The sequence below is a fragment of the Clostridioides sp. ZZV15-6598 genome (genome assembly GCF_020657705.1).
Lineage (GTDB): Bacteria > Bacillota > Clostridia > Peptostreptococcales > Peptostreptococcaceae > Clostridioides > Clostridioides difficile_F.
Map to the genome: position 1 here is coordinate 1 of NZ_JAGWCS010000074.1, position 19,347 is coordinate 19,347.

Genomic DNA, 19,347 nt, shown 5'->3' on the forward strand with positions numbered 1-19,347 from the left:
AATATATATCACACAAATAAATTTTATTTAATTATAGCTTTTAATAAAGTAAATATTGTGGTTGTAAATAAGGAATTATACAATTACAATAAAACAAGTAAGGATATTATAAAAATGATTATTATAATTAAAAGAATAAATTGTAGGTAGTAACAAATCCTATATAATGAATGGAGGGTGACATATATTGAAAAATAATATATTTAAATATAAAAATGAGATGTTATTATTTATATTAGTCATAATAACTTATTTAATAATAACAATGGCATTCTTTTCTAAAACTACAATATTTTATGATTTGAACAATACTTATGATGTATTATTAGATACAGATACAGGTGTACTATTCAATTTAAATGTATTTGCTATAAATCAAGATAATAGCAAACACGTATTATTTTCAGCTATTATATCAATTTTTGCATATCCAATATACTTATTATGTACTTCAATAGCAAATCCAGGGACAACCGATTTTAATAGTGCTTATGGATTTGGATTGATTTGCCTGCAAATAATAACTAGTGCTACATCTATAACTTTAGTTTTTAATCATATTAAAAAAATAAAGATGCAGAGGTTAACTTTAATTTTACTTACTATGATAATGATATTTTCTTTTCCACAACTATTTATGACCTTAAATGTAGAAAGGTTTATATATAGTCAGTTTACATTAATATTTTTTATATTTATTGCAAATAAAATGAATGGAAAGAACTCTTATTTAGTAGAATTGGCAGCTATCCCATTATTTGGAATAACTATTAGTAATATATATTTGTATTTGTTTAACCTAATATTTGAATTTAAGTTAAAAATAGGTAAAATTTTAAAACATTTAACTACATTTATTATAATGGCATATATTTGTGTAGTTTCAACAAAATCTTATGAAAGTTTTATGAATCTTGGAAATGTAATACAATATGATACAAAGTTTATAAGTGGAGAGCCTTTTTTAGAAAAAGTTGCAATGATTATAGAAAGATTACTGTATTCAGTTTTTTATTTTCCTGGAGCGGAGATTAAAAAAGGACTATTTTTGCAAAATGGAGAAGTTGCAACGATACCAGTTATTCTTACTCTATTAGCATTTTGTTTTTGTGTTTTAGCAGTTATTGAGAACTCAGAAAAAAGAGTTCCTAAGTTGTGTATGGGAATAATTTTATTTAATTTAGTTTTACATGGTATAATAGGATACAATCTTACTAATTCAAGTATCATGACTATAAACTTTAGTTTTGCTGTTATAGTTTTATTAGCTTACTTTACTAAAGCACTTAGAAAAAATGAAAAAAGCATGTACAATATATTTTTATCATTGTTGCTAGTCACTATAATAATTAGTAATATAAATGGATTTATAGAAATTTTAAATATTGGGATAAAATCATATCCTGTTTAAAAAATAATATTGAAAGGGTAGTAAGTTTATGAAACAGACAAATACAATAATTAATCTTCTTACTAAAATTTCAGATTATATAAGATTAATGAGAATAAAGCAGTATATAAAGAATTTATTTATATTTGCTGCTATAATATTTTCAAACAATATACTAAATATAAGTCTATTGTTAAATACATTTATAGCTTTTGTGTGTTTTTGTTTGATATCATCATCAGCATATGCATTAAATGATGCTATAGATATGGATAAAGATAAAAAACATCCTAAAAAACGTAATAGACCAGTAGCAAGTGGAAGAATAAGTAAAAGGAGTGCGACTATATTATTTGTTGTTTTAGCTTTAATTTCAATTTGCTTGTCAACGGTTATTAATTTAAAATTGACTATAATTCTCATTTTATATTTGATAAATAATATATTATATTCTCTTAAATTAAAGAATATAATTCTATTAGATGTGTTTTCTATATCTCTTGGTTTTATACTTAGAGTTTATGCAGGGTGTGTAGCTATAGATGTTAGATTATCAAACTGGATAATATTATGTACATTTTTTTTATCTCTGTATTTAGCTCTTGGAAAACGCAAAAAAGAAATAATATTTTTAAAAGATGATGCAGTTGAGCATAGAAAAATACTAGAAGATTATGATATAGAAAATTTAAATCAAATGATGATAGTTATATTAAGTTCTACAATTGTATGTTATGCATTATATTCTACAAGTAATCCAGAAAAGCCAAATATGATATTTACAACAATATTTGTAGTTTATGGTGTACTCAGATATAATTATATAATTAACACAACAAATGAAGGAAATCCTACTGATATTGTACTAAAAGATAATGCTTTAAAAATAAACGTAATCTTATGGGTAATTGCATGTTTAATAATATTAATTTTTTAGCGATAGGATGGGGAAATACTTATGAAAAAAAGTGTATTATTGCTCGATATAGATTATACTGTGATAAATACTGATAGTATGGTAGATTTTTTTATTTATTCTTTAAAAAATAAAACACTTAAGACTATTATAAAATTGCCATACATAATTTTTACTCTAATCATGTATTTGGTTAAAATAGTATCTTTGAAAAAAGCAAAAGAGGCAATCTTTTATCCAATAGTAGATTTTAGTGAAGAGGAGTTAAAAGATTTTTTTGATAGTTGTATAATGAAAAAAATTAATGAGTCTATGAAAAAAGTAATTTACAAAAACAAAGAAGATGATAACGTTGTAATTATGATAACTGCATCTCCATATGCATATATGAAGTACTTTAAGTACTATGATTTGGCAGATGAGGTTATAGGCACTGAACTATTTTGTGAAAACTCAAGATACAAAAACCAATTCATTAGCGAAAACTGCAAGGGAATTGAAAAAATACAGAGAATAAATACTGTATTAGATAAACTTGGAATTGAGATTGATTATGAAAATTCATATGCATATTCAGACTCTAAAAGTGATTTACCTATGCTTTCCTTAGCTAAAAATGCATTTTTGGTTAATAAGAAAAATGGTGAGGTTATAGAACAAATAAATTCATAGCTTTATATCACTTAGAATAGGAGGGGATAGTTTGGGATATTTTCACATATTAATTTTGTCTATGGTTCCTGTAACAGAATTAAGAGGAGCCATTCCTATAGGTATTGCAATGGGTTTAAATCCTATATGGGTTTATGTATTTAGTGTGATTGGCTCTACATTGGTATCAATTCCCTTGATATTGACGTTTAGACACATATTGCAATTTTTGAGAGGGAAAAAGTTATTTAAGGGACTTGCGGACACAATTGATAAAAAAATAAATTCAAGAATGAAGAAATTAAAAAGCGTTTCAATAATAGGTATAATACTATTTGTAGGTATACCACTTCCAACAACAGGAACATGGACTGCATCTGCGATAGCCTCAATACTAAAAATGAGAATAAAAGATGCTTTTATAGGAGTATTTTTGGGAAATTTATTGTCTGGAGTTATAGTATCAGCTCTTTCTCTACATATAATATAAAACTATCCAATAGTATATTTGGATAGTTTTTTTATGAAAGTATGTGAAAAAATTTTTTTTTTAGGCAAAATATTTAAATTCATTTGCTCTTAAAATATTTACTATCATAAAAGAAATATAGTATAGTATTATTTATGAGGAAATTAATTTAAACTTGCCTATCAATAAAATAAAGTTTTTATATAAAATGTATTTTTAATAGTAATAGATTTAAACATTAAATTATTAAGGAGGTTTTAAGATGGAAAATTCAAATACTGATTTAGGTCGTGAGAATGTAGGCAAATTGCTTTTTAAATTGGCTACACCAGCTATTATTGCACAAATTGTGAATGTTTTGTACAACATAGTAGATAGAATCTTTATTGGTAGAATGGAAAGTGGAGAAGTTGCTATGGCAGGTGTCGGAGTAGCATTTCCTATAATAATTATAATAACTTCATGTAGTTATTTAATTGGTATGGGGGGAGGACCTTTAGCTGCTATAAAAATGGGCGAACAGGATAATGATGGAGCAGAGAAAATAATGAGTAATAGTTTTTCTGTATTAGTTATTTTGGCGATACTATTGACTATAGGTTTTCAGATTGGAAAAGAACCTTTACTTTGGTTATTTGGAGCAAGCGAATCTACAATTGGATACTCAATGGATTATTTGAATATTTATTTAATAGGTACAGTATTTGTTCAAATTTCACTAGGTATGAATACTTTTATAAATACTCAGGGATTTGCGACAACTGGTATGGTTACGGTTGCTATAGGAGCTTTGATAAACATAATACTAGACCCAATTTTTATATTTGGATTTGGTATGGGAGTAAAAGGAGCTGCATTAGCCACTATAATTGCACAAGGAGTTTCTGCTATTTGGGTATTGGTATTTCTGTTTGGAAAGAAAAGTATACTTAAGATAAAGAAGAAATACATGATGCCTAAAGCAAGTATTATTTTGCCAGTATTAGGGCTGGGAATTTCTCCATTTATAATGCAATCTACGGAGAGTTTAGTGCTTATAGCATTAAATAGCAAATTACAGATGTATGGAGGCGATTTAGCAGTAGGTTCAATGGCAATAATGAGTAGTATAATGCAAATTCTTATGCTTCCTAACATGGGATTTACACAAGGGGCACAACCAATAATAAGTTACAATTATGGCTCAGGACAGATTGACAGAGTAAAAAAGACCTTTAAGTTATGTTTATTGTCATGTTTTACATATTCTGCAATTTTGTGGATTCTACTTATGATATTCCCTACGTTTTTTGTCAGTATATTTAACAAAAATCCACAACTACTTAGTATGACTAGTTGGAGTATAAAAATATATTTTGCTGGTTCTTTTATGTTTGGAATACAATTAGCTTGCCAGCAAACATTTTTAGCGCTTGGAAAAGCAAAAATATCTTTGATTTTAGCTCTTCTTAGAAAAGTTGTACTTTTGATACCTTTAATATTTATACTTCCAATGTTTTTTGATGAAAAACTTTTTGCTGTACTTTTAGCAGAGCCAGTTGCAGATATAACAGCAGCCACTATTACAGCAATTTGTTTCTTTGTATTTTATAAAGGTTCTCTATCAAAACCTAAAGTAATAGAGGAGTAAAATATAAATAGTATAAGGTTTTTAGAAACATATATTATTAGATAAAAACTAAGATTTGTATTTTAATTTAAGAAGATATTTTTTATAATTTACAAAGATACAAACTAGAATTAAAATTTAAAATTATAGTAAGAAAAATGTAAGTATTTGCAATATTAATGGTATAATATTTACAGATATGATAATCAATAAGAGGAAAGGATGTTTATATAATGGAAAATGATTTAACAATGCAAGAGCTACTTGAGCAACAAGAACAAGTGTTCAGCAAAGTAAAAGTTGGGGAATTGATAACTGGAAAAATAACTGCAGTGAGAAATGACGAAGTACAACTAGAATTAGGTTATGGGTTTGATGGAATAATACCTATAAGTGAATTAAACATAGAAAAAAATCAATCTATAGAAGATTTATATCATATAGATGATGAAATAACTGCTATAATAACAAAAGTATCTCAAAAAGATGGAACAATAACTTTATCTAAGTTGCAATTAGATAGAAAAAATGATTTTGCTGACTTACACAAAGCTTATGATGAACATAGAATAATAACTGTAAATGTTGAAAAAAATATAGAAAAAGGTGTATTTGCTAACTACAATACATATACATTTTTTATACCAATCTCTCAGCTTGACACAAAGTTTATTACAGATACATCTAAATTTGTTGGACTTAATTTAGAAGTATATATAAAAGAAATGGATGCTAGGAAAAATAGATTTGTAGCATCTCATAGAGACGTATTACAAGAACGTATCAATAAAGAGAGAGAAGAAAGAAGAGTTCAAATTAAGGCAGAAAAGGAAGCTGAAAGAGCTAGAATTAAGCATGAAAGAGAAGAAGAAAAAACTCGTATTAAATTAGCTAAAGAAGAATTATTTAATTCTCTAGAAGTTGGTCAAAAAAGAGATGGTAAAGTAACTAAGATAATGCCTTATGGTGCATTTGTGGATATTGGTGGAATTGAAGGATTAGCACATATAAATAACCTAGCTTGGACAAGAGTTGAAAGTGTTGAAGATGTTGTCTCTGAAGGTCAAGAAGTGGAAGTTTATGTATTAGATGTAAATCAAGAAACTAAAAAAATTGCACTAGCATTAAAAGATATAAACAATGACCCATGGGATTTAATATCAAAAGAATTACAAGTTGATGATGTTGTTAATGCTAAAGTTCTTAGAATTATAGAAAAGGGAGCTTTTGTTCAAATCAAAGAAGGTGTAGATGCTTATTTACCAATTTCTGAATTGAGTGATACTAGAGTAGCAAAAGTTACTAATGTTGTTAATATTGGAGACGAAATTAAAGTTAAAATTCTTGATTTTAAACCAAAAACTAAGAGAATGTTAGTTTCAATAAAAGAGGCAACTAGAGAGCCAGAAGAAGATATAACAGAGTTTTTAGAAGTAGAAGAATCTCTAGGAAGTATTGGAGAATTATTTAAAGATAAATTTAAAGACTTAGAAATATAAAATAATCAAAAGGGGGGCTGTTTTAAAACATTACTCTGTCTATTTTGACAGCTTTAGTTTTAAAATAGCCCTTTAACTATCTACAAAAATTTATATAAGATACTAGGAGGAAAATTAATGAAAAAAGCTATTATAGATGTACATTGTCATACTTTAATAAGTGGACATGCACATAGTACTTTTAAAGAAAACGTTGAAGAAGCAATTCAAAAAAATATAAAATATTTAGGTATATCAGACCATGGCCCTAATATGCCAGGAGGACCACATCCATTTTACTTTTATAATTTACATCTACTTCCACGTCAAATACAAGATTTAAAGATTCTTAGAGGTATAGAAGGAAATATCATGGATTATGATGGAAACTTAGATGTTCCAGAAGATATGATACAACATTTAGATTATATAATTGCAAGTTTGCATAGACCTTGTATAGCTTCAGGTACAAAAGAAGAAAATACAAATGCTATTTTAAAAGTGATGGATAAACCTAAAGTAAAGATAATTGGGCATCCAGATGATAGTAGATATCCTTTAGATTATGAGTCTATAGTAAAAAAAGCGAAGGATAAAAATATTCTTTTAGAAATAAATAATTCTTCATTAAGTTCGAATTCTCATAGAACTGGAACTTGGGAAAATGCAAGTGAAATGTTGTTGTTATGTAAACAATATGGTGTAAGAGTTATTCTTGGTACAGATTCTCATATATGTTATTCTATAGGTGAATTTGAAAGTGCAGAGAAAGTTTTAAAATCAGTAGACTTTCCAGAAGAATTAGTAATAAATTATCATGAAGATGAAATTGTAGAGTTTTTTAATATAAATTTTTAGAATTTTAGGAGTGAGAAAATTTGAGTAAAAATAAGTTTATCTATATGAATTATTATGACAATGGTTATTTCAAAAAGGGAATGGTTATAAACATGGTTTTAGCCCTTATAATCTTGGCCACAATTTTTATATATTCAACAACATTTTTGTATCTTTTATGTATAATAACAGCAGTTTTTCTTTTTAAGCAAGGTCGTGATTTTTCAAATAGATATAAGGGAAAAGTATATCTTACTCTTGATAATCATTCAATATCAATAAATAATCAATGTATCTTTAGTATAAAAGCTAGAAAAAATCAAAAATTTAATTATAAAGTAATAGAAAAAACAGAAGTAACAAAAAAAATATTAAATATATATGCTGATAATTTTAATTACAAAATTAGATTAAATGCATTGAGTTTGGAAGATGAAAAAAAATTATTGAGTATAATAGATGAAAAGATAAAAAAATTTAAGGGGTAATACCATACTATTTTCAATAGCTAGCATGATTTAAAAGATTACTTGAGAAAAATAAATAATAAAAAAATACAGATAATTATTTTTTTGTGTTGACAATACATTTTAATGTGTATATAATAACTATTAAATCAAAATATTTAGAAAATTTAAATGATTTAAAAAGCGATGAATAGAAGTAGTAAGAATCATGAAACTTCCAGAGAGCTAAAGTGTGGTGTGATTTAGCAGTTGATAATTCTGAACTTGTCTAGGAGCTGTTTCCTGGGTTTTAAAACTTAGGATAACCGTATTTCCACGTTATAGGAAAAATAGTTATTATAATAATTAGTAGTAACTATTACTAAGGGAGCTTTTTAAAAAGCTAAATAGAGTGGTACCGCGAGCAAAACCTCGTCTCTAGTTTTACTAGAGATGAGGTTATTTTTATTCTAATGATAAATTTAACATTTGTACTTATGAATTAAAAAGGGGAAGAATTGCGTCGATATAAGGTATACTGAATACAAAAAACAAAAAAGAGGGGGAACAACATGAAATATGGAAAGTATAAAAAATATAATGGAATGGAAATGGCAAATCGTAAATGGCCAGATAATGAAATAACAAAAGCTCCAGTTTGGTGTAGTGTCGATTTAAGAGATGGAAATCAATCACTACCAACACCTATGAATGTAGAAGAAAAAGTCAGAATGTTCAAAATGATTTTAGATACAGGATTTAAAGAAATAGAAGTAGGATTTCCATCAGCATCAAATACAGAGTATACATTTTTAAGAAAACTAATAGATGAAAATATGATTCCAGATGATGTCACTATACAAGTACTTACACAATCCAGAGCTCATCTTATAGAAAAAACATTTGAATCAGTAAAAGGATGCAAGAAAGCAATAATACATTTATATAACTCTACATCTATTCTTCAAAGAGAAGTGGTTTTTAATATGAGTAAACAAGAAATCATAGATATAGCAGTTGAGGGAGCAAAATTATTCAATGAAGAAGCAAAAAAATATCCTGAAACAGAGTTTATTTTTGAATATTCACCTGAAAGTTTCACAGGTACAGAAATGGACTATGCACTTGAAATATGTGAGGCAGTTATAGATGTGTGGAAACCAACACCACAAAAGAAAGTTATAATAAATCTTCCATCAACAGTAGAAATGGCAACACCAAATGTATACGCAGACCAAATAGAATGGTTTTGTGAAAATATAAGTTGTAGAGATTCTATTATAATGAGCTTACACACTCACAATGATAGGGGGACTTGTACAGCGGCAAGTGAGCTTGGGTTATTAGCTGGGGCAGATAGACTTGAAGGTACATTATTTGGAAATGGCGAAAGAACTGGAAATATGGATATAGTAAATGTGGGTCTTAATCTTTATACACAGGGAATAAATCCAGAGTTAGATTTTAGTAATATCGATAAAATGATAGAGATATATGAAGATTGTACAAAACTTACAGTACATGACAGACACCCATATGCAGGAAATCTTGTACATTGTGCTTTTTCAGGTTCTCACCAAGATGCTATTAGAAAAGGTATGATAGCAATTAACACTAGAAATGATGGTTGTTGGGAAGTTCCATATTTGCCAATAGACCCTCATGATATAGGTAGAGAATACAAAGAAATCATTAGAATAAACAGTCAATCAGGAAAAGGCGGAGCTGTTTATATAATGGAAACAGATTATGGTTTCATGATACCTAAAAATATGCATTCTCATTTTGGAAATGTAGTTAAAATGGAATCTGATAGAATAGGAGAGGAACTTAGTAGTGAATCAATATTTAACTTATTTAAGAAGGAATATATTGATGTTGAGAGTCCTTATAAAGTTAAGAAGTACAAGATAAAATCGATGGATGAAATAAATTATGAAAATGATGATTCTGACGACACTAATATGATTGAGATGACTGCAAGAGTAACCTATATGGGTAATGAACAAAGAATTGTTGGAATAGGAAATGGTCCTGTAGATTCATTTAACAACGCATTAAAACAATGTGGTATGAAAGATTATAAATTTAGATATTATTGGGAGCATGCATTGGAGGAAGGTTCACATTCGAGAGGTGTAGCCTATGTAGGAATAGAACATAATGATAAAGTTTATTTTGGGGTAAGCATATCGGAAAATATAAATACAGCAGCTATTAATGCTCTTATGAATGCAATAAATAAAAGTTATATTGAGGAGGAAGCAGAAAATGGGGATGACTATGACGCAGAAAATCTTAGCGAAACATGCTAATTTAAATGAGGTTAAGAAAGGACAATTGATTGAAGCAAACTTAGATATAGTTTTAGGAAATGATATAACATCACCAGTAGCTATTAGAGAGTTTGAAAAGTTAGGAATTGAAGGGGTTTATGATAAATCTAAAGTGGCAATAGTTTTAGACCATTTTACACCTAATAAAGATATAAAAAGTGCAGAACAGTGTAAGTTTACAAGAAGTTTTGCAAAATCCAAAGGAGTGGTCAATTTCTTTGATGTAGGGGATATGGGAATAGAACATGTTCTTCTTCCTGAAAAAGGTATAGTAACAGCAGGAGATGTAATCATAGGTGCTGATTCTCATACTTGCACATATGGAGCATTAGGTGCTTTTTCTACTGGAGTAGGTTCAACTGATATGGGAGCTGGGATGGCTACAGGAAAATGTTGGTTTAAGGTACCTGGTGCAATAAAATTTGTCCTAAAGAATAAGCCAAATAAATGGATAACTGGAAAAGATGTGATACTTCATATAATAGGGAAAATAGGTGTTGATGGAGCACTTTACAAATCAATGGAATTTTGTGGAGATGGAATAGGTAATCTATCTATGGATGATAGATTTACTATTTGTAATATGGCAATAGAAGCAGGGGCTAAAAATGGAATTTTTCCAGTAGATGATAAAACTATAGAATATATAAATTCACATAAGTGTACAACAACAGAAAAAGTTGTAAATGTATACGAAGCAGATGAAGATGCAATTTATGATGAAGTATATGAAATTGATTTAGCTACATTAAAAGAAACAGTAGCTTTCCCACATCTTCCTGAAAATACTAAAACAGTAGATGAGATTGAGAAAGATATAAAAATAGACCAAGTTGTAATAGGTTCTTGTACAAATGGAAGAATATCAGACCTTGAAGTTGCAGCTGAAATCATGAAAGGTAAAAAAGTTGCAGATGGAGTTAGAGTGATGATATTTCCTGGAACTCAAAAAGTGTATCTTGAAGCAATAGAAAAAGGCTATATTACTACATTTATAGAAGCAGGAGCAGCTGTTTCTACACCGACATGTGGACCATGTCTTGGAGGTCATATGGGTATACTTGCAGCAGGAGAAAAGTCAGTTTCAACAACGAATAGGAATTTTGTAGGAAGAATGGGTCATGTTGATTCAGAAGTGTATCTTGCTAGTCCAGCTGTAGCAGCAACATCAGCTATAACTGGAAAAATATCAAAACCATCAGAGATAATTTAAGGGAGGTAAAGTTTATGATTGCTAATGGAAGGGTTTTTAAATTTGGTGATAATATAGATACAGATGTAATAATACCAGCTAGATATTTAAATATAGCTGATTATAAGGAATTAGCAATGCACTGTATGGAAGATATTGATGATAAATTTGTATCTAAAGTAAAGGAAGGAGATATTATAGTTGCAACTAAAAATTTTGGGTGTGGTTCATCAAGAGAGCATGCCCCAATCGTAATAAAAGAAAGTGGAGTATCATGTGTAATTGCATCAACTTTTGCTAGAATATTTTTTAGAAATTCTATAAATATAGGGCTTCCAATACTTGAATGTGAGGAAGCTGCTAATAGTATAGAAGAAGGCGATACTGTAGAAGTGGATTTTTCAACAGGTGTAATAAAAAACATAACAAAAGGAGCAGAATATAAGGCAGAACCATTTCCTGAGTTTATGCAAAATATCATAACAAATGAAGGTTTAATTAACTCAATAAAGGTAAACAGGGGGTAATGGTGTATGAATTGTAAAATAGCAGTTATAAAAGGTGATGGTGTTGGGCCAGAAATTATAGAAGAAGGTATAAAGGTTTTAAATAAAATATGTTATAAATTTAATCATAAATTTGATTGTGAATATGTATTGGCTGGAGGATGTGCAATTGATGAAACTGGAGAACCTCTACCTAATAAAACTGTTGAAATATGTCGAGAAAACGAAGCAGTATTACTTGGAGCTGTTGGAGGTCCTAAATGGGATAAATGTAAAGGAGATACAAGACCAGAAGCAGGTCTTTTAAAATTAAGAGAATCCTTAGGTTTATTTGCAAATTTGAGACCAGCAACTATATATGAAAGTATAAAAGAATCTTCACCACTTAGAGCAGATATAGTAGAAAAAGGAATTGATTTTGTTGTTGTGAGGGAGTTAACAGGGGGCATTTATTTTGGAGAGCGTGGAAGAAAGATTGTTGATGGTATAGAAGAGGCTTATGATGTAGAGGTATACAATGAAAATGAAATAAGAAGAATTGGAAGAAGGGCTTTTGAAATCGCTAGAAATAGAAAGAAGAAACTTGTCAGTGTAGATAAAGCAAATGTGCTTGAAAGTTCAAGACTTTGGAGAGGTATTATGGAGAACTTAGCTAAAGAATTTGATGATGTAGAACTATCACATATGTATGTTGATAATGCCGCTATGCAAGTTGTAAGAGACCCTAGTCAATTTGATGTAATAGTGACTAATAACATGTTTGGAGACATAATATCTGATGAAGCATCCATGGTTACAGGTTCTATAGGTATGTTACCATCTGCATCACTTCGAGAGGATAGTTTTGGAATGTATGAGCCAATACATGGGAGTGCTCCTGATATAGCTGGAAAAGATATTGTAAATCCAATTGCTACTATTTTATCTGTGGCAATGATGTTAAGACATAGCTTTAATCTAAAAGATGAAGCTAAATGCATTGAAGATGCAGTACAAAATGTACTTAGAAAAGGATATAGAACTAGTGATATATATAATAATATAGGAACTGTTGTTGGTACAAAGAAAATGGGAGAATTAATAGTAAATGAAATTTAGAATTATAGTTTAATTTATATAATACAATTTGGTCGTATAATTAGGGGAATTAGAAAAAAATTATTGTGATATAGTTTATCTTTAGGGTACAAGATATATTTTATTCTTAGAGCGCAATGTGATTTTAGGTAGTTTTAATTACATAAAATCACATTGTGCTTTTTTAGAAAATAATATTTTTGATTAAGATTTTAATGCTGAAATAGCCTATTTTTGCTTATTAGAAATTTGCAGGGATTTAATTAATATTATATAATATATTTTAGTATTATGAATATTACGTGACTATCAATATTAGTTAGGAGATGGAGTTTTTGGGAAAATATAAGGTTTTAAAAAAGCAAAATAGTAGTAAATCTTGTTTAGTTTGTGGAACACAAAATGAATTGGGATTAAAAGCAGATTTTTATGAACTTGAAAATGGAGAACTTGTATCAATTTGTAATACAAAAGATTGGCATCAGAGTTATCCAGGGAGAGTTCATGGAGGTATGTCTGCTGCAATCTTAGATGAGACTATTGGAAGAGCTGTAAGTATAAATGATGACCAAATATGGGGTGTGACAGTATCTTTGGAATTAAAATATAAAAAACCAGTACCAACAGATGCTACTATAAGAGTAGTTGGAAGGATAACTAAAGAAAATAGAAAATTATTTGAAGGTACAGGGGAAATAATTTTGCCGAATGGAGAGATAGCAGTAACAGCAACTGGAAAATATATGAAGATGCCTATTGGTCAAATAGCAGAAGGTGATTTTTCTGATGAAGAATGGTTTTTTGCTGAATCAGAAGAAAAAGTTGAATATATTGAACTTTAAGTAATTACATATTTGCTATATCAAATGATATGTCAAAAAATATGAAGTTAAAAAACATAAGATAAAAATAACTTAGCTATACTTAAAAAAAATTCTTATAATAGCATTAAATTTATATGCTAAAAAAAATAATTTATATATTTAAAAAGTGTCTTTTTTTTATGAGAAAAAAACAGAAAATTCAAACTAATGATAAGGCATAAAATGGATGATTTCACAAAATATAGAAAATAAATTATATATAAAAAATAATTTTTATGTTGACATACTTAATTTAGCTTGATATTATAGATATTAAAAATAAGGACAGTAAACACACTATCCATATTACAAACTAAAAAAGGAGGGAATTATAATGAGTAAGAAATTATTTATTCCTGGTCCTATTGATGTTAGAGCAGAAGTCTTGGAAAAGATGGCTACACCAATGATAGGACATAGAGGAAAAGATGCATCTATACTTCAAAAAAGTATAAGTGAAAAAATGCAAAAATTATTCTATACCAACAACACGATACTTTTATCCACGTCGTCCGGAACCGGTTTAATGGAAGGCTCCATTCGTTCCTGTACATCCAAAAAGGCAGCAGTATTTTCCTGTGGATCCTTTGGTGATAGATGGTACAAAATGGCAGTGGCTAATAATGTCCCAGCGGATATATTTAAAGTTGAATTAGGAGAGGCAACAACACCAGAAATGGTTGATAAGGTGCTTTCTACCGGAGAATATGATTTAATAACCGTAACTCACAATGAAACTTCAACTGGAATAAGAAATCCAATAGAAGAAATTGGAGAAGTTGTTAAAAAATATAAAGATGTGGTCTACTGTGTAGACACTGTAAGTTCAGCCGGTGGAATAAAAGTCGAGGTTGATAAGATTGGAATAGATATTTGTATAACATCATTACAAAAAGCACTGGGATTACCACCAGGAATGTCTATTTGCACATTTTCTCAAAAAGCAATCGATAGAGCTAAGCAAGTACCTTTTAGAGGAGTTTATTTTGATTTGTTAGAAATGTATGAATACTTAATCAAGAAAAACTACCAATACCCTTCAACACCATCTCTTTCTCACATGTTCGCTTTAGATTTCCAATTAGATAATATATTAGATGAAGGCCTAGATAACAGATTCAAACGACATGAAGACATGGCAAACTTAGTTAGAGTCTGGGCTAAAAAACACTTCCAAATTTTTACCAATGAAAATCACTTATCCAATACACTTACTGTTATAGAAAATACTCAAGGTATTAGTGTATCAAATTTAAATTCAAAACTACAAGAACGAGGATTCCAAATAGCAAATGGCTATGGCAATTTAAAAGAAAAAACTTTTAGAATTTCACATATGGGTGACTATACTGTCGAAGAGGTACAAGAATTATTAAATAATATTGATGATATATTAGGTTTTAATAAGTAATATTGCAAAATTATGTGTATTTTAAGTTAAATTTAAAATATATAAAATAAAATGTGTTTTATGAAAATTACATATTAAATTTTTAACAAACATTAATAAAATTTGGTATGACTTTAATAAAAAATATTTTGAAAATTATATAAATAGAAAGTGTAATTAAATAAAGTTTTTTAGTGATGAAAATACTTTAAAAAATAAAAATTGGAAAAGTTAAGTGAATATAATTGGAGGAGTTTGTTATGTATAATATATTAATTACTGATGGAATAGAGAAAGATGCAGCGAGAAAATTGAGAGAGTTAGATTTTAATGTGATGGAAGAGTTTTATGAAAAAGATGTTTTAGGGGATAAACTTAAAGATGTTGATGTACTTGTAGTACGTTCAGCTACTAAGGTTACTAAGGATGTAATAGACAAAGCATTAGAAGGTAAAAAGTTAAAATTGATAGTAAGAGGTGGGGTAGGACTAGACAATATAGATGTTAAATATGCAGAAGCTAATGGCATAAAAGTCATGAATACTCCAAATGCAAGTAGTATATCTGTTGCAGAACTTACAATAGGTCAATTATTTGTACTTGCAAGATTCATAAATACTGCAAATGTAACTATGAGAGATGGAAAATGGGAAAAGAAAAAATACAAAGGTACAGAAATTAATGGAAAAACATTAGGACTTATAGGTTTTGGAAGAATTGCAAAAGAAGTTGCAAAGAGGGCAGAACTATTAGGAATGAATGTTATATATACTGATATAATGGGTGAAGCACAAGGCTTTAATAAATATAGATTCTGTGATATGGAAGAAGTTTTACAAAAAGCAGATTTCTTATCTTTACACATACCTTTTGATAAGAATAAGGGGGCAGTAATAACTGAAAAAGAAATAAATAAGATGAAAAATGGAGCTTATTTAATAAACTGTGCAAGAGGCGGTTTGGTAGACGAAAAAGATTTACTAAAAGCATTAGATGAGGGTAAATTATCAGCAGCAGCAATAGATGTTTATGAGCAAGAACCTACATTAAATCTAGATTTAGTAAATCACCCAAGAGTTTCTCCTACACCTCATATTGGTGCATCTACAGTAGAGGCTCAAGAAAGAATTGGAGAAGAAATTGTAAATGTGATTCAAGACTACTTTCTTGATTTCAACAATCTAATAGGGGTAGCATTATAAAATATTTTATACAATTAGGAGGAATTTAGTAATGGCAACGATTAAACCATTTAAGGCGATTAGACCAAATAAATATATAGTAGATAAAGTAGCAGCACTTCCTTATGATGTTATGAATAGTGAAGAAGCTAGAGAAATTGCAAAAGGGAATCCATATTCATTTTTGCATATAGATAAATCAGAAATTGATTTAGATGAAAATATAAATTTATATGATGAAAAAGTTTATTTAAAAGCGCGAGAAAATTTGGATGAATTTCGACAACAAGAAATTCTAGTAAAAGAGGAAAAAGATTGTATATATATATACAAACAAGTCATGGATGGTAGAGCTCAAGTTGGTATAGTGGCATGTATTTCAGTTGATGAAAGTTTAGATGGAACAATAAAAAAACATGAGTACACTAGACCAGAAAAGGAAGTTGATAGAACTAATCATATAAAATACTGTGATGCTAATACGGGAACTATACTTGTAACTTACAAACATCAAAGATTAATAGATGATATAATAAATGATTTTATGGATAATCAGGAACCTTTATATGATTTTATAACAGATGACAAGATAGAGCATACAGTGTGGAAGATTGATAATGATGATATAATATGTAATTTAGTAAATGAATTTGGAAAATTAGATTATTTATATATTGCAGATGGTCATCACAGAACAGCTTCAGCAGAAAATGTAGCTAAAGAAATGAGAGCTAAAAATCCAAACTATACTGGAAAAGAAGAATTTAATTATTTTATAGCAATGATTGCACCAGATGAAAATCTGATGGTTTTAGATTATAATAGAGTTATCAAAGACTTAAATGGTTTAAATGAAGAAGAATTTATAAATAAAATAAAAGAAAATTTTGATATAGAACAAATGGAAGGTAAAGAAAAATATAAACCTGACAAAAAAGGAACTTTCGGAATGTATCTAGGTGATAAATGGTACAAAATGAAGGCAAATAAGAATTTATTAGACATAGAAGACCCAGTTGACTCATTAGATATTTCTATACTACAAAATTATGTGATTGATGCTATTTTAGGAATCGAAAACCCTAGGGTAGATAAGAGAATCGATTTTATTGGTGGAATTAGAGGTATTGAGGAATTAGAAAGAAGAGTTAATAAGGATATGAAGGTGGCATTTGCAATGTATCCTACTAGTATTGAAGATTTAATAAGAGTAGCAGATGCAGGCAAGATAATGCCAGCTAAGTCAACATGGTTTGAACCTAAAGTAAGATGTGGACTATTCTTACACGAAATAAATGAATAATTAATAAAATCAAAGGCTAAAAAGTAAACTTTATTACTTTTTAGCCTTTAATTTTTAATTAAAAATAATAGTATATTAATTGTAAATTATAAGAGATAACTTTTCTAAAATTTGTATATGGAAAAAAGTTACATTTGGCAGTAATACAGCGATATTGTGTGTTATAATTTAGATTGGAAATTTGTATAGATGATATTTATAATAAATTTTGAAAGCTATTTATTATTATAGACTATATTGTTATATGAGCAAAAGTGGAAAAATAAAAGGATATTAAAGTGACATGCTAGAATTATTATTCGGAAACTAAGTTTCAAGTATGAGTACAAAGTTTATAATTTTTTTAATAGTATTGAAGTTTCAGAAAATATTAAATTGATTTAGGAATGAATTGATTATATAAAAAGTATAGTGATTAATTAGAAAAAGAATGAATAATAATATACCATGTTATTAGCCATTATTAAAATCAAAAGAAAGCAAAGTTATATTTTTTTAATATTCATTAAAATCAAAGTGTTAAAAAGGAGGATGTATTGAGTCTAATTTTATTTTTAAATTAAATGTGGGACAATGTTAAATTGTTTGATGTATTTATAAGCATGAAAAGAACTATAAGAAATTATAAAGAGTTTATTAATATAAGTATTATAAAGGAGAATAATTTTTATATATCAATTAATATATAATTAAAAGAAGTATAAAATAAAAATTTTATAGATAAATTTAAATATATGTTGTTTGATTCTAATATAGGAAGAAATAAAATATGTATTAAAGTAGGAGGATATAATATAAACATATAATATATTATATATAATGAGGATGTGAGTATGGTGAACAGGCTAAAGCCAAAAATTTTAGGTATTAGTATCTTGTTTATTATTATAATTATTTTAACCTGTGGGGCTATTTTTAAGTTTAAGTTTAAATTGGATAATAAGTTGAAAGAGACCACACATACATATTTGTCAGAATTTACGGAGCATAACATAATTAATCTTAAGACAAAACTTAGTGGTCAATTTGACATGCTTGAATCTATTGCTAGTTTTACAGAAAATTTAGATAATATAAATAATGAGATGATGATTAATTTAATGGATTCTGGAGTAAAGCGGAGTTCTTTAATTAGAATGTCTGTTTCTACACTGGATGGAAAAAGTTATTCTAATGATGGAATTATTAGTAATTTAAAAGATAGAGATTATTTTAAAAAAGCTAAAAATGGCGAAAAAAATATATCAGAATCTTTAAAATCTATTATTGATAAGAAAGAAATAATAGTTTTAGCTACTCCTATCTATAAAGATGGGAAAGTAGCAGGTGTTTTAAGTGGAACTTATGATTCAACCAAATTAAATGAATTTCTAGGGTTATCTGCATTTGATAAAAAAGCACACGTTTATATTGCAAAAAAAAATGGAGATGTAATTGCTCAAAATACAAACGAAAATAGTAAAATGTTATCATGTGTATTTAAACTTTTTAATAATGATAATTGTGAGGAAGTAAATTGTTTAAAAGCTATAAAAGAAAATATGAAAAATGATAATTCTGGATATTCTAACTATAATTTAGATAATAAGAAATTTATGTTGAATTATCAGCCACTTGGAATTAATGATTGGTATATGTTTTCTGTTGTACCAAATGAAGTAGTATCTATTCAGTCAGACAATATTTCATATGATGTATATATA

The 19,347-nt window shown here is 28.0% G+C and carries 17 protein-coding genes and 1 other annotated feature; all 17 genes read left to right on the forward strand.

Features of this window, described 5'->3' with window-relative positions:
* Positions 1-187: 187 nt before the first annotated feature.
* Positions 188-1,411, forward strand: a complete 1,224-nt coding sequence (locus tag KGF50_RS13940) for a DUF6080 domain-containing protein (protein WP_227848614.1) — start codon at positions 188-190, stop codon at positions 1,409-1,411.
* 28 nt (positions 1,412-1,439) lie between these two features.
* Positions 1,440-2,327 carry a decaprenyl-phosphate phosphoribosyltransferase gene (locus KGF50_RS13945; protein WP_227848615.1) on the forward strand — a complete coding sequence of 296 codons (888 nt, stop codon included), beginning with the start codon at positions 1,440-1,442 and terminating at the stop codon, positions 2,325-2,327.
* Between the two features lie 21 nt (positions 2,328-2,348).
* Positions 2,349-2,978, forward strand: a complete 630-nt coding sequence (locus tag KGF50_RS13950) for an HAD family hydrolase (RefSeq protein WP_227848616.1) — start codon at positions 2,349-2,351, stop codon at positions 2,976-2,978.
* A gap of 31 nt (positions 2,979-3,009) precedes the next feature.
* On the forward strand, positions 3,010-3,447 hold the full coding sequence (locus tag KGF50_RS13955; protein ID WP_227848617.1) for a COG2426 family protein: 438 nt from the start codon (positions 3,010-3,012) through the stop codon (positions 3,445-3,447).
* Positions 3,448-3,688: 241 nt separating this feature from the next.
* Complete coding sequence (locus KGF50_RS13960) at positions 3,689-5,056, forward strand: MATE family efflux transporter (protein WP_227848618.1); 1,368 nt, start codon at positions 3,689-3,691, stop codon at positions 5,054-5,056.
* Positions 5,057-5,268: 212 nt separating this feature from the next.
* Complete coding sequence (locus tag KGF50_RS13965) at positions 5,269-6,534, forward strand: S1 RNA-binding domain-containing protein (protein WP_227848619.1); 1,266 nt, start codon at positions 5,269-5,271, stop codon at positions 6,532-6,534.
* A gap of 117 nt (positions 6,535-6,651) precedes the next feature.
* Positions 6,652-7,371 carry a phosphatase gene (locus KGF50_RS13970; RefSeq protein WP_227848620.1) on the forward strand — a complete coding sequence of 240 codons (720 nt, stop codon included), beginning with the start codon at positions 6,652-6,654 and terminating at the stop codon, positions 7,369-7,371.
* 20 nt (positions 7,372-7,391) lie between these two features.
* On the forward strand, positions 7,392-7,838 hold the full coding sequence (locus KGF50_RS13975) for a hypothetical protein (RefSeq protein WP_227848621.1): 447 nt from the start codon (positions 7,392-7,394) through the stop codon (positions 7,836-7,838).
* A 156-nt stretch (positions 7,839-7,994) separates the two neighbouring features.
* Positions 7,995-8,239, forward strand: a binding site (T-box leader).
* 129 nt (positions 8,240-8,368) lie between these two features.
* Positions 8,369-10,111 (forward strand): 2-isopropylmalate synthase, encoded by a 1,743-nt coding sequence (gene leuA / locus KGF50_RS13980; RefSeq protein ID WP_227848622.1) that lies wholly within the window; start codon positions 8,369-8,371, stop codon positions 10,109-10,111.
* On the forward strand, positions 10,068-11,345 hold the full coding sequence (gene leuC, locus KGF50_RS13985; protein WP_227848623.1) for a 3-isopropylmalate dehydratase large subunit: 1,278 nt from the start codon (positions 10,068-10,070) through the stop codon (positions 11,343-11,345). Before leuA ends, leuC begins: the two co-directional genes overlap by 44 nt.
* A gap of 14 nt (positions 11,346-11,359) precedes the next feature.
* A complete protein-coding gene (gene leuD / locus KGF50_RS13990; RefSeq protein ID WP_227848624.1) occupies positions 11,360-11,851 on the forward strand; it encodes a 3-isopropylmalate dehydratase small subunit in 492 nt (163 codons plus the stop codon).
* A gap of 6 nt (positions 11,852-11,857) precedes the next feature.
* Positions 11,858-12,928: a 3-isopropylmalate dehydrogenase gene (gene leuB, locus KGF50_RS13995; protein WP_227848625.1), complete on the forward strand. Its 1,071-nt coding sequence runs from the start codon at positions 11,858-11,860 to the stop codon at positions 12,926-12,928.
* A gap of 305 nt (positions 12,929-13,233) precedes the next feature.
* A complete protein-coding gene (locus KGF50_RS14000) occupies positions 13,234-13,749 on the forward strand; it encodes a PaaI family thioesterase (RefSeq protein ID WP_227829832.1) in 516 nt (171 codons plus the stop codon).
* Between the two features lie 355 nt (positions 13,750-14,104).
* Positions 14,105-15,181, forward strand: coding sequence for a pyridoxal-phosphate-dependent aminotransferase family protein (locus KGF50_RS14005; protein WP_227848626.1), 1,077 nt, complete (start codon positions 14,105-14,107; stop codon positions 15,179-15,181).
* Positions 15,182-15,420: 239 nt separating this feature from the next.
* On the forward strand, positions 15,421-16,362 hold the full coding sequence (locus KGF50_RS14010; RefSeq protein ID WP_227848627.1) for a D-2-hydroxyacid dehydrogenase: 942 nt from the start codon (positions 15,421-15,423) through the stop codon (positions 16,360-16,362).
* A 31-nt stretch (positions 16,363-16,393) separates the two neighbouring features.
* Entirely contained in the window at positions 16,394-17,644 is a 1,251-nt protein-coding gene (locus KGF50_RS14015) for a DUF1015 family protein (protein WP_227848628.1), read from the forward strand.
* Between the two features lie 932 nt (positions 17,645-18,576).
* Positions 18,577-19,347: cache domain-containing protein (locus tag KGF50_RS14020; RefSeq protein WP_227848629.1), on the forward strand; the 771-nt coding region annotated here is incomplete at its 3' end.

Bases quoted from the DNA above. Each gene is read 5' to 3' on its own strand.
- KGF50_RS13950 (WP_227848616.1), top strand. From the start codon at position 2,349: ATGAAAAAAAGTGTATTATTGCTCGATATAGATTATACTGTGATAAAT.
- KGF50_RS14005 (WP_227848626.1), top strand. From the start codon at position 14,105: ATGAGTAAGAAATTATTTATTCCTGGTCCTATTGATGTTAGAGCAGAA.
- KGF50_RS14010 (WP_227848627.1), top strand. From the start codon at position 15,421: ATGTATAATATATTAATTACTGATGGAATAGAGAAAGATGCAGCGAGA.
- KGF50_RS13965 (WP_227848619.1), top strand. From the start codon at position 5,269: ATGGAAAATGATTTAACAATGCAAGAGCTACTTGAGCAACAAGAACAA.
- leuD (WP_227848624.1), top strand. From the start codon at position 11,360: ATGATTGCTAATGGAAGGGTTTTTAAATTTGGTGATAATATAGATACA.
- leuC (WP_227848623.1), top strand. From the start codon at position 10,068: ATGGGGATGACTATGACGCAGAAAATCTTAGCGAAACATGCTAATTTA.
- KGF50_RS14000 (WP_227829832.1), top strand. From the start codon at position 13,234: ATGGAGTTTTTGGGAAAATATAAGGTTTTAAAAAAGCAAAATAGTAGT.
- leuB (WP_227848625.1), top strand. From the start codon at position 11,858: ATGAATTGTAAAATAGCAGTTATAAAAGGTGATGGTGTTGGGCCAGAA.
- KGF50_RS13945 (WP_227848615.1), top strand. From the start codon at position 1,440: ATGAAACAGACAAATACAATAATTAATCTTCTTACTAAAATTTCAGAT.
- KGF50_RS13960 (WP_227848618.1), top strand. From the start codon at position 3,689: ATGGAAAATTCAAATACTGATTTAGGTCGTGAGAATGTAGGCAAATTG.
- KGF50_RS14015 (WP_227848628.1), top strand. From the start codon at position 16,394: ATGGCAACGATTAAACCATTTAAGGCGATTAGACCAAATAAATATATA.
- leuA (WP_227848622.1), top strand. From the start codon at position 8,369: ATGAAATATGGAAAGTATAAAAAATATAATGGAATGGAAATGGCAAAT.
- KGF50_RS13970 (WP_227848620.1), top strand. From the start codon at position 6,652: ATGAAAAAAGCTATTATAGATGTACATTGTCATACTTTAATAAGTGGA.